This window comes from Sphingobacterium sp. ML3W (assembly GCF_029542085.1).
In the GTDB taxonomy this organism is placed as follows: Bacteria; Bacteroidota; Bacteroidia; order Sphingobacteriales; family Sphingobacteriaceae; genus Sphingobacterium.
The window spans coordinates 5,299,071-5,313,207 of record NZ_CP107036.1 but is presented as its reverse complement, the minus strand read 5'-3'; the positions used below and the strand labels follow the sequence as shown (position 1 = coordinate 5,313,207).

At 50.2% G+C, this 14,137-nt stretch carries 1 protein-coding gene; it reads right to left on the bottom strand.

What is annotated here, in order from left to right:
- Positions 1-14,115 (bottom strand): non-ribosomal peptide synthetase, encoded by a 14,115-nt coding sequence (locus OGI71_RS22205; RefSeq protein WP_282252009.1) that lies wholly within the window; start codon positions 14,113-14,115, stop codon positions 1-3.
- Positions 14,116-14,137: the final 22 nt, after the last annotated feature.

The following is a 14,137-nucleotide window of genomic DNA, read 5'->3' as shown; positions in this document are numbered from 1 at the left end:
TTATTTTTTATTTTGTTTCTGTAAAATCCACATTTGCGCTTGTATAGCTTTACCTTGAAGTTCAATTGTAGGAAACATAAAAATATCTGAAACAGACATTTTTATATCAAATATGGTCTTAATTTTAGAAACCAATAGGATAATTTTAAGGCTATTTCCACCCATACTAAAAAAATTGTCGTGGATACCGATGCCCGAACGGCCCAGAACTTCCTCCCAGATCGAAACCAGAAGAGACTCCACCGCATTACGCGCACCCACATACTCCGTACCCGTGCCCAACACACCCTGACCGGGATCAGGCAATGACTTCCGGTCGACCTTACCGTTCGATGTCAGCGGAAGCTCCGAAAGCTCAACATAACGCGACGGAACCATATAAGACGGAACCAGCTCCCCAAGCTCCGCTCGAAGAGCATCCACATCAACAGGGACAGAGCTAACAATATACGAAACAAGCTCCCGATCCCCCCCATTGACCTCACGCGCAACGGTAACACTACCCAGGATACCCGAACAGCTCTGAAGCGCAAGGTCAACCTCGCCAAGCTCGATACGGTAGCCACGCACCTTTACCTGGCCGTCCATACGGCCCCGGTACTCGATCTCTCCACCTGACAGACGAACACCGAGATCGCCCGTACGGTAAAGACGCTCCCCGGGACGGTAGGGATCAGCTACAAATCGCAAAGACGTCAGATCAGGCTGATTATTATAGCCAATGGCCACATTGCTACCACCGATATAGATCTCCCCCAGACAGCCCTCTGGAACAACTCCCATATTACTGTCAAGAATATAGATCCATGTGTTGTAAATCGGGGTACCTATCGTGGCCCGGTCCGGTAAAATATGACAACTATGCCTATAAGAAACAGAAGTGACAACATGTGTCTCTGTAGGACCATAAAAATTAAATATATCTACCTCAGGGTAATCCTCCAAAAATTTCCTTAAATTCCCGGTTATATAGAGCTGTTCCCCTGTGGAAAGTATCTCCTCTATCTGATGCCCTGAAAGACCATTCCCTCCCATGGAATCAAAAAATACTCTCAAAGCAGAATAGGACATATATAATATATTGATCCCACTATCTATAATATAACTCCTCAGCAGATCAAAATCCCTGCGAGCTGCCTCACTGGCAACATGCAGCTCACCACCCGTTGACAGTACATAATAAACATCATTTAATGATACATCAAAACCAAATGAGGCAAACTGAAGATGCTTCCGCCCCCATCTTAAACCGGCCCCCAGGCGGTTCCACATCGTCAGGTTATAAAGCGTAGAATGGGTCTGTACAACACCTTTGGGTATTCCCGTAGAGCCGGAAGTATACAATAGGAATGAAGCATCCTCCAATCCGATATGAACAGAAGCTGCATCCCCGTCAGGAACTTCTGGAAGATCTTGTACATTAATAAAACGATAAGAACCTGCCCATTCCGGTCCTTCTGTATCCGTGATGAGAAGCGCAGCTCCACTTTCTGCCATAATATAAGAAAGTCTCGACTCCGGCAGTTCCTTCTCCATAGGAATGTAGATACAGCCGCATTTCATAACAGCAAGCATACTTATAACACTCCATTCCGAACGATCCAGGAAAACTCCAACCCCTGTGCCCTTATTGCCTCCTAAACTGATGATGATCTGCGACAGGTCGTTTACAACACGCGATAATTCCCGGTAGCTCAGCTCCCGATCCCCATAAACCACAGCCGGAAGATCACCATAAAGAGCCGCACTAGACTCAAAAAGACTCACAACACTCTCCCCATCAGGATAAGAAACATCCGTCGCATTAACCCCATAAACAAGACGATCGACCTCATCTGATCCTAGATAGGCAACCGAAGCCCCCCCCTGCAACACATCCGAAACCATATTGCCCAAAAGCTCCTCAAGATGCCTGGCAATACCGCCGATAAGCCATTCCGGATACACACTCCTGTCATAATGAAAGTGTACCCCGAAAGTATCTCCAGGGACAACAACAACCGTAAGACCATAGTTCGTCTGCTCCAGAGCAGTGGCCCCAAGCACCCTGAAATCAAACTGTGAGGACTCCAGACGCTCCTGCACCGGATAGTTCTCATAAACAACTATATGGTCAAATAGAGCCCCCGAAAAACCGCTCTCCGACTGAATGTCAGCAAGCTGAACATAATGGTGGCCAAGCCCCGAAATCGAGTCGCCCTGCACACGGAGTAAAAGGTCATGCACACTCTCGCCTTCAACAATACGTACCCGCACGGGAACAGTGTTGATAAAAAGACCCACCATGTCCTCTACCCCCACAAGATCACTGGGACGACCCGAAACAACCGTACCGAAAACAACATCATCACGGTCGTTATAACGGCCCAGAAGAATGCCCCAGGCACACTGGAAAAAAGTACTCTCGGTAACTCCTAAACCAGAACATAATGTCCGAAGGGAACCGTAAGCAGCCCCGTCAAGAACAAAGGACAAATGGCCATGCCCAGATCCACCGCTCTCACCAGCAGCCAATCCCTTAGGGAGGCCGCTCAGCATTTCATAACCCAAAAGATACGCCCGCCAGTATGCATACGAAGATACTCGGTCTATACCCCTAAGCCACGTGATATAGTCCGAATACGGGCGCACAGAAGCTAGCCCGGGATGCTCCCCACGGCACAGGGATCCATAGATCGAAAAAAAATCGTTCACAAGGATACTCACGCACCAGCCGTCCATCAAAATATGGTGATGGCTCCAGATAAACTCATAACGGTCCTCGGAAACACGTACAACAGAAAGACGCATCTGTGAACCCCTACCAAGGTCAAAACCCCGGGAAACATCTGCCGAAAGATACTCCGAAAGAGAAAAATCCTCCGAAGCACGCGAATCGATATAAACAAAGTCGGGCACAGCCTCACGTGCAACAACCTGCAGGATACGGTCCCCATAGGCATCCGTGAAAAAGGTCCGAAGGACCCCATGGCGCTCCACAAGATGCGCGTAACTCCGGGAAAGAACTGTACTGTCGAGCGACCCCTCAATACTGCACCTGAGCTGCTCAAAATAAAGCCCCCCGGAGCCTCCCGAAGATAACCAGTGGTAATAAAGTCCCTGCTGAAGAGGGCTCAGCTCATAGAGATCCTCCACACCGACACTAAGATCCAGATCCCGCACACTCGCCAGATCCAGGGAATTATAGCTCAGGTCCACAGGGGTAACATAGGCCTCTCGGCACTCCGAAAGAATGCCGACAAGCGAACGAAGGTGACCCTCAAAACAAGCAAGGACACCCTGCACCGTAGAGCGCAGATGGAGGCACCCGCTATAGACAACAGTAAAATGAAGCTCACCGTCAATGATCATACCCGTAAAATCCAATTGAGAAGTCCGAGGCCCTGCACTAGATATTCCTGAACCCCACGAACCTCCACGATAACCGAAAACCTCCCCCCCGGAAGCGGAGCCCGAAACACCAAAATCACCAAGATAATTGAAAACAACATTAGGGGAACTACTATAGCCGGCACCACCGAGATAACGCAAAATACCATAGCCGATACCCTTGTTCGGAACACGGTGAACACGCTCCTTTATGCACAAAAGATTATCCAGTGCAGTGCTGCCTCCGTCAATATCCAGAACCACCGGATATATGCTGGTAAACCAGCCTACCGTACGGCTGACATCAACATCTTCACCGATCGGCTCCCGGCCGTGCCCCTCAAGTCCGACAAGGATATGACTCATACCGAACTCCCCATGCAGGGAAAGACCAAGCGATGCCAGTAATATATCATTGATATCTGTACGGTAGGCCGAATAACAGCTCCCCACAAGCTTTGCAGTGGTCCCCCTGTCCAGAACAAAATGCTCACTCGAAACATCACCATATAGATTGGACCCCCCAGGGAAATCCACCCGGAGATCATCATAATCCCCTGAATCAACAGAAGACCAGTAAGCGGACTCTTCCTGCAATGCCGAACTCCCACAATAACGGACAAGGCTCTGTTGCCAGTAGCCATAGGAATCTGTCTTGGAAGGAAGATCATGGCCCCGCCCAGAAACATACCCCTGGTAAAGATGAGAAAGATCCTCCACCAGGATCCGCCAGGAAACACCGTCAACCACAAGGTGGTGACACAAAAGAAACAACAGGTCCCCTTCGTCACGCCGAAAGATACAGCCCCGGAAAAGCGGACCACCGGAAAGACTGAACTCTCCCTGTAATCGCTCACAGTGCGCCACAAGATCAGCGTCATCCCCTATGCTGACCACATCCAGCAAGGGCACAGCATCCCCCGAGTTCTCCTGGAACCAACCGGAAGGACCCTCCCGGTAAACATAACGCAGCGAATCATGATGGCGCATCAGTGAGCCCAAACAGAAACGGATACCATCCTCCAACAGAACACCATCGTAGGAAAGCATCACGCTCTGGTTATAGTGATGACGGTCAACCTGTATCTCCTCAAAAAATAAATGCTGGATCGGGCTGAGACCAAAGGTACCCGTCTCTACCCCCTGAAAAGGCTCTCGGGAAAGAGCAACAACAAGCCCCGAAAGTGAAAAAATCGTCGGAAAACGGAGGATATCCTGGATACCGAGACCATACCCTCCCTGCCGAAGCCGCGAAACAACCTGGATAGACTTGATCGAATCTCCCCCAAGAATAAAAAAATTGTCATGGATACCGATGCCCGAACGGCCCAGAACTTCCTCCCAGATCGAAACCAGAAGAGACTCCACCGCATTACGCGCACCCACATACTCCGTACCCGTGCCCAACACACCCTCGTCGGGATCAGGCAATGACTTCCGGTCGACCTTACCGTTCGGTGTCAGCGGAAGCTCCGAAAGCTCAACATAACGCGACGGAACCATATAAGACGGAACCAGCTCCCCAAGCTCAGCCCGAAGAGCACCCACATCAACAGGGACAGAGCTAACAATATACGAAACAAGCTCCCGATCCCCCCCATTGACCTCACGCGCAACGGTAACACTACCCAGGATACCCGAACAGCTCTGAACAAAACGGTCAACCTCGCCAAGCTCGATACGGTAGCCACGCACCTTTACCTGGTCGTCCATACGGCCCCGGTACTCGATCTCTCCACCTGACAGACGAACACCGAGATCGCCCGTACGGTAAAGACGCTCCCCGGGACGGTAGGGATCAGCTACAAATCGCAAAGACGTCAGATCGGGACGGTTAAGGTAACCCCGCGAAACACCAGCACCACCGATATAGATCTCCCCCAAACAGCCCTCTGGAACAACTCCCATATTACCGTCAAGAATATAGATATATTCGTTATGCAAAGGTCGACCTATCGTAACAATATTAGAAGCCCCATTTAATAACTGCATTGTTGAGGTAACAGTTGTTTCTGTAGGGCCATAAGAATTATAAAACAAACAATATTCCTCCCATTCTTTTAATCTAGCAGGGCAAGGCTCTCCACCAGAAACAACACGTTTCAATGTCTTATATGATCTGGGATCTAGTAGCATCAATAAACTAGGAACTGTATCTAAATGAGTGATACCTTTCTCCGAAAGTACCGCATTTAATTCAACAGGATCAAACCTCTGATATTCAAAAACTAATGTTAACCTCGCTCCGCTAGAAATAGCTAAAAAAATCTGCTCGACAGAAGCATCAAAAGCATAACTCGAAAGCTGTAATACATTATCAGTATGATCAATATTAAAAGTTGATAGTTGAGAAAAAATTAGATTAACCACATTTCTGTGCTCCACCATAACCCCCTTGGGTTCACCCGTAGAACCCGAAGTATAGATAACATATGCAAGGTCACTGCCATCGATAACCCCTTCAAGGGAACCCGCGCTGTAATCGCCCATCACCGACTGAAAATCGGACAGAAAAGAGTCATCTATCACAACACGGCAGCCACTGTCGGACAACATATACTCAACCCTCGACCGCGGATAACCGGGGTCAATGGGAACATAGGCTCCTCCGGCCTTAAGAACACCGAGAATCGCAACCACCATCCATTCCGAACGCTCCAAAAGCAAACCTACAAGAACTTCACGGCCAACACCGTGCTCCCGTCTGAGATAGTCCCCAAGACGGTTCGACAAAACGTCCAGATCACGGTAGCTCAGCTCCCGATCCCCGTAAACCACAGCCGGAAGATCACCATAAAGAGCCGCACTAGACTCAAAAAGACTCACAACACTCTCCCCCTCAGGATAAGAAACATCCGTCGCATTAACCCCATAAACAAGACGATCGACCTCATCTGCCCCCAGATAGGCAACTTCCCTAAGACGAACCCCAGGACCCGATGACACACAGCAGATGAAACTACGCAGGTGCTCAAGGATAATCCGCGCCCGCGAATCGCTATAAACATCCGTGCTGTACTCAAGCCCAACAGAAAGAACGCCCCCGGATTCCGAAAACGTAAACAGAAGGTCAAACTTGCTCGTAGAGTCCCCATAAGAACCCTCGTAACCGCTAACCTCAACACCGCCCACACAAACAGCACCAGACCCTATAGCACTATCTTCCTGAACGCTCAACATGACATCGAACAGCGGGTTGCGCCCCATGTCACGGACAACTCCCAGTTCCTCAACTAAACGCTCAAAAGGATAAAGCTGGTGCGCATAACCGCCAAGGCACACAGAACGAACATGCGACAGAAGCCCCAGAAAATCTTCTTCTCCCGTAAAACGGCTCCGAAAAGCAAGCGTGTTCGCATAAAAACCCAGCTGACCGGAAAGACCGGCATGCTCACGCCCAGCAATGGGACTACCGATGACCTGGTCTGTCTGACCGCTGTAACGGTAAAAAAGACCGTTGACAGAAGCCAGACAGCCCATGAAAAGCGTACAGCCTGACCCCTGCAGCACAGAACGGAAGGCCACGGAGTCAGACAACGACAACGAAACAGAAACACGGGAACCACGGTAGCTCTTTACTGCAGGACGCACAAGGTCCTCAGGCAGCTGCAGCACCGGAAGCTCACCCCCCAGCTGCTCAAGCCAGTAGGAACGAGAGACAGAAAAAAAGTCCCCGGACAGATGACCAGACTCCCAGCTCGCATAATCACGGTACTGAAGTTCAAGCGACGGCAGATCCGCCACCAAACCAGAAGAAAGCGAACCATAAAGCGACAGAACTTCCTTGACCATGATACCCATAGACCAGCCATCACTGATGATATGGTGCATCGTGCACAGAAAAACCCACTCCGAGGGACCTGTACGGTAAAGGTGCGCACGAAGCAGGGGGCCCGAAGATAGGTCAAAAGGACGCACGATCTCAGAGGACAGCAGCCCCTCAACACCCCCTCCCTCTATTGCATAACCCTCTCCAATAAGATCACGGTATGCAAGGGAAAATCCCGCATCTTCCGCTGAAAGAACAACCTGACGCACATCTCCCCCATCAACCGTACGGAAAACCGTCCGAAGGATCTCATGGCGCCCGATGAGCTCGCGGAAAGACCCCTCCAGTGCAGAAATGTCCAGAACACCACGGAAAACATAAACCGACGGAACATGGTAGGCCATGCTGCCCCCATCAAACTGGCTCAGAACCCATAGACGACGCTGCGAGGACGACAAAGGGTAACCGGAATCACTGTCGGGAACCCGAGCGATGCCTACAACGCCCGGAAGGTTGCCCCTGGAAAGAAGACCTGACTGACCCGAAACCGTAGGGTGCAGGAAAAGGTCCTGCAGGGACATCTGAACATGGAAACTCCGCGAAACACTGCCCGAAAGACGGATAGCCCGCAGACTGTTCCCCCCAAGATCAAAAAAATTGTCGTGGATACCGATGCCCGAACGGCCCAGAACTTCCTCCCAGATCGAAACCAGAAGAGACTCCACCGCATTACGCGCACCCACATACTCCGTACCCGTGCCCAACACACCCTCGTCGGGATCAGGCAATGACTTCCGGTCGACCTTACCGTTCGATGTCAGGGGAAGCTCCGAAAGCTCAACATAACGCGACGGAACCATATAAGACGGAACCAGCTCCCCAAGCTCCGCTCGAAGAGCGCCCACATCAACAGGGACAGAGCTAACAATATACGAAACAAGCTCCCGGTCCCCCCCATTGACCTCACGTGCAACGGTAACACTACCCAGGATACCCGAACAGCTCTGAACAAAACGGTCAACCTCGCTAAGCTCGATACGGTAGCCACGCACCTTTACCTGGTCGTCCATACGGCCCCGGTACTCGATCTCTCCACCTGACAGACGAACACCGAGATCGCCCGTACGGTAAAGACGCTCCCCGGGACGGTAGGGATCAGCTACAAATCGCAAAGACGTCAGATCGGGACGGTTAAGGTAACCCCGCGAAACACCAGCACCACCGATATAGATCTCCCCCAAACAGCCCTCTGGAACAACTCCCATATTACCGTCAAGAATATAAACCCATAATGTTGATAAGGGTTTACCAATATTACTAATGCCTATATTTATCTCGTAATCTGTGATTTCCTTAAATGAAACATGAACAGTTGTTTCCGTAATTCCATACATATTTATAGTTTTTGAACTAGGGAAAACTTTTTTATAATTAATCAAGTTTGCCGGTAGCAACGCCTCCCCTCCAAAAATAATATATCGTATAGATTTAACTTTCTTTCCAGAACTTAATGCAGAATTCAGAGTTAAATAGAAAAAACCTGGCGTCTGATTTAATATCGTTACTTTTTCCTTTATCAAAAAATCTAAAAACAGGGTACTATCCTTAATTATTTCAGTGGACGCAAGAGCTATCTTTCCTCCATACAATAATGCACCGTACATCTCCCAAACCGAAAAATCAAAACATATAGAATGAAACAATGACCAAGTATCCGATGAAGAAAAATCAAATGATTGATCCTTATTTTTCAATAAAGAAACCACATTTCTGTGCTCCACCATAACCCCCTTGGGTTCACCCGTAGAACCAGAAGTATAGATAACATATGCAAGGTCACTGCCATCGATAACCCCTTCAAGGGAACCCGCGCTGTAATCGCCCATCACCGACTGAAAATCGGACAGAAAAGAGTCATCTATCACAACACGGCAGCCACTGTCAGACAACATATACTCAACCCTCGACCGCGGATAACCGGGGTCAATCGGAACATAGGCTCCCCCGGCCTTAAGAACACCGAGAATCGCAACCACCATCCATTCCGAACGCTCCAAAAGCAAACCTACAAGAACTTCACGGCCAACACCGTGCTCCCGTCTGAGGTAGTCCCCAAGACGGTTCGACAAACCGTCCAGATCACGGTAGCTCAGCTCCCGATCCCCGTAGACCACGGCCGGTAGATCACCATAAAGAGCCGCACTAGACTCAAAAAGACTCACAACACTCTCCCCATCAGGATAAGAAACATCCGTCGCATTAACCCCATAAACAAGACGCTCGACCTCATCTGCCCCCAGATAGGCAACTTCCCTAAGACGAACTCCAGGACCCGCTGAAACACAGCAGATGAAACTACGCAGGTGCTCAAGGATAATCCGCGCCCGCGAATCGCTATAAACATCCGTGCTGTACTCAAGCCCCACGGAAAGAACACCCCCGGATTCCGAAAACGTAAACAGAAGGTCAAACTTGCTCGTAGAGTCCCCATAAGAACCCTCGTAACCGCTAACCTCAACACCGCCCACACAAACAGCACCAGACCCTATAGCACTATCTTCCTGAACGCTCAACATGACATCGAACAGCGGGTTGCGCCCCATGTCACGGACAACTCCCAGTTCCTCAACTAAACGCTCAAAAGGATAAAGCTGGTGCGCATAACCGCCAAGGCACACAGAACGAACATGCGACAGAAGCCCCAGAAAATCTTCTTCTCCCGTAAAACGGCTCCGAAAAGCAAGCGTGTTCGCATAAAAACCCAGCTGACCGGAAAGACCGGCATGCTCACGCCCAGCAATGGGACTACCGATGACCTGGTCTGTCTGACCGCTGTAACGGTAAAAAAGACCGTTGACAGAAGCCAGACAGCCCATGAAAAGCGTACAGCCTGACCCCTGCAGCACAGAACGGAAGGCCACGGAGTCAGACAACGACAACGAAACAGAAACACGGGAACCACGGTAGCTCTTTACTGCAGGACGCACAAGGTCCTCAGGCAGCTGCAGCACCGGAAGCTCACCCCCCAGCTGCTCTAGCCAGTAGGAACGAGAGACAGAAAAAAAGTCCCCGGACAGATGACCAGACTCCCAGCTCGCATAATCACGGTACTGAAGTTCAAGCGACGGCAGATCCACCACCAAACCAGAAGAAAGCGAACCATAAAGCGACAGAACTTCCTTGACCATGATACCCATAGACCAGCCATCACTGATGATATGGTGCATCGTGCACAGAAAAACCCACTCCGAGGGACCTGTACGGTAAAGGTGCGCACGAAGCAGGGGGCCCGAAGATAGGTCAAAAGGACGCCCGATCTCAGAGGACAGCAGCCCCTCAACACCCCCTCCCTCTATTGCATAACCCTCTCCAATAAGATCACGGTATGCAAGGGAAAATCCCGCATCTTCCGCTGAAAGAACAACCTGACGCACATCTCCCCCATCAACCGTACGGAAAACCGTCCGCAGGATCTCATGGCGCCCGATGAGCTCGCGGAAAGACCCCTCCAGTGCAGAAATATCCAGAACACCACGGAAAACATAAACCGACGGAACATGGTAGGCCATGCTGCCCCCATCAAACTGGCTCAGAACCCATAGACGACGCTGCGAGGACGACAAAGGGTAACCGGAATCACTGTCGGGAACCCGAGCGATGCCTACAACGCCCGGAAGGTTGCCCCTGGAAAGAAGACCTGACTGACCCGAAACCGTAGGGTGCAGGAAAAGGTCCTGCAGGGACATCTGAACATGGAAACTCCGCGAAACACTGCCCGAAAGACGGATAGCCCGCAGACTGTTCCCCCCAAGATCAAAAAAATTGTCGTGGATACCGATGCCCGAACGGCCCAGAACTTCCTCCCAGATCGAAACCAGAAGAGACTCCACCGCATTACGCGCACCCACATACTCCGTACCCGTGCCCAACACACCCTCGTCGGGATCAGGCAATGACTTCCGGTCGACCTTACCGTTCGATGTCAGGGGAAGCTCCGAAAGCTCAACATAACGCGACGGAACCATATAAGACGGAACCAGCTCCCCAAGCTCAGCCCGAAGAGCGCCCACATCAACAGGGACAGAGCTAACAATATACGAAACAAGCTCCCGGTCCCCCCCATTGACCTCACGTGCAACGGTAACACTACCCAGGATACCCGAACAGCTCTGAACAAAACGGTCAACCTCGCCAAGCTCGATACGGTAGCCACGCACCTTTACCTGGTCGTCCATACGGCCCCGGTACTCGATCTCTCCACCTGACAGACGAACACCGAGATCGCCCGTACGGTAAAGACGCTCCCCGGGACGGTAGGGATCAGCTACAAATCGCAAAGACGTCAGATCGGGACGGTTAAGGTAACCCCGCGAAACACCAGCACCACCGATATAGATCTCCCCCAAACAGCCCTCTGGAACAACTCCCATATTACCGTCAAGAATATAAACCCAATTATTACCTAATGGTGTCCCGAGCGGTATTTTTCCCCCTGAAAATCCCAAATCAACCTTCTGAACCAGTTTTCCAACTGTCGTCTCGGTAGGACCATAATGATTATACACGTTGCATGTTGCCGAAAGTTCCTGCAATGACAACAATATATTAGAATCTAATTCCTCTCCGCCAAATATTAAACATTTAGCGGGAGTCAAAAAATAGCCCATGTCACGAAGAGCCTTCCAGTGACTGGGGGCTATTTTTATACAGTCAATCTCTTTAGAGAAACCATGACCAGCAACACTCAGTTCCATATCTGAGAAAACATGGAGTTTCTTTCCTAAAAATAAAGAAGGATAAAGTACTGTATTCCCAAGATCAGCCGCAAAACTTGATAAGAAACCGAAGCTATCGCATTCTTCTATATTTGTTCTATTATTGATACTGTAAACATATTCAACCACATTTCTGTGCTCCACCATAACCCCCTTGGGTTCACCCGTAGAACCAGAAGTATAGATAACATATGCAAGGTCACTGCCATCGGTAACCCCTTCAAGGGAACCCGCGCTGTAATCGCCCATCACCGACTGAAAATCGGACAGAAAAGAGTCATCTATAACAACACGGCAGCCACTGTCAGACAACATATACTCAACCCTCGACCGCGGATAACCGGGGTCAAGGGGAACATAGGCTCCTCCGGCCTTAAGAACACCGAGAATCGCAACCACCATCCATTCCGAACGCTCCAAAAGCAAACCTACAAGAACTTCACGGCCAACACCGTGCTCCCGTCTGAGATAGTCCCCAAGACGGTTTGACAAACCGTCCAGATCACGGTAGCTCAGCTCCCGATCCCCATAAACCACAGCCGGAAGATCACCATAAAGAGCCGCACTAGACTCAAAAAGACTCACAACACTCTCCCCATCAGGATAAGAAACATCCGTCGCATTAAACCCATAAACAAGACGATCGACCTCATCTGCCCCCAGATAGGCAACTTCCCCAAGGCGAACCCCAGGACCCGATGAAACACAGCAGATGAAACTACGCAGGTGATCAAGGATACTCCGCGCCCGCGAATCGCTATAAACATCCGTGCTGTACTCAAGCCCCACGGAAAGAACACCCCCGGATTCCGAAAACGTAAACAGAAGGTCAAACTTGCTCGTAGAGTCCCCATAAGAACCCTCGTAACCGCTAACCTCAACACCGCCCACACAAACAGCACCAGACCCTATAGCACTATCTTCCTGAACGCTCAACATGACATCGAACAGCGGGTTGCGCCCCATGTCACGGACAACTCCCAGTTCCTCAACTAAACGCTCAAAAGGATAAAGCTGGTGCGCATAACCGCCAAGGCACACAGAACGAACATGCGACAGAAGCCCCAGAAAATCTTCTTCTCCCGTAAAACGGCTCCGAAAAGCAAGCGTGTTCGCATAAAAACCCAGCTGACCGGAAAGACCGGCATGCTCACGCCCAGCAATGGGACTACCGATGACCTGGTCTGTCTGACCGCTGTAACGGTAAAAAAGACCGTTGACAGAAGCCAGACAGCCCATGAAAAGCGTACAGCCTGACCCCTGCAGCACAGAACGGAAGGCCACGGAGTCAGACAACGACAACGAAACAGAAACACGGGAACCACGGTAGCTCTTTACTGCAGGACGCACAAGGTCCTCAGGCAGCTGCAGCACCGGAAGCTCACCCCCCAGCTGCTCTAGCCAGTAGGAACGAGAGACAGAAAAAAAGTCCCCGGACAGATGACCAGACTCCCAGCTCGCATAATCACGGTACTGAAGTTCAAGCGACGGCAGATCCGACACCAAACCAGAAGAAAGCGAACCATAAAGCGACAGAACTTCCTTGACCATGATACCCATAGACCAGCCATCACTGATGATATGGTGCATCGTGCACAGAAAAACCCACTCCGAGGGACCTGTACGGTAAAGGTGCGCACGAAGCAGGGGGCCCGAAGATAGGTCAAAAGGACGCACGATCTCAGAGGACAGCAGCCCCTCAACACCCCCTCCCTCTATTGCATAACCCTCTCCAATAAGATCACGGTATGCAAGGGAAAATCCCGCATCTTCCGCTGAAAGAACAACCTGACGCACATCTCCCCCATCAACCGTACGGAAAACCGTCCGAAGGATCTCATGGCGCCCGATGAGCTCGCGGAAAGACCCCTCCAGTGCAGAAATGTCCAGAACACCACGGAAAACATAAACCGACGGAACATGGTAGGCCATGCTGCCCCCATCAAACTGGCTCAGAACCCATAGACGACGCTGCGAGGACGATAAAGGGTAACTAGATGAAATATCAGTCCTGGGTATAGAATCAATAATACTTTGACGATTTAACTCTGTTAAATATGCCAGTAAAAATTCTTTATTTGCCTTAATAACTTCTAAAACATCATTATCTAATTTCTTACCGGGAAACTTAACCAACAGATCTTTATTATCAACTTTTAGCTCAATCTCCTTCTTCCTCAGAAAGGATAAAATATCGTTCATAAATTATATTTATTTTACAGTT

Excerpts from the sequence above, each read along its gene's own strand:
- OGI71_RS22205 (WP_282252009.1), bottom strand. The coding sequence starts at position 14,115 with ATGAACGATATTTTATCCTTTCTGAGGAAGAAGGAGATTGAGCTAAAA.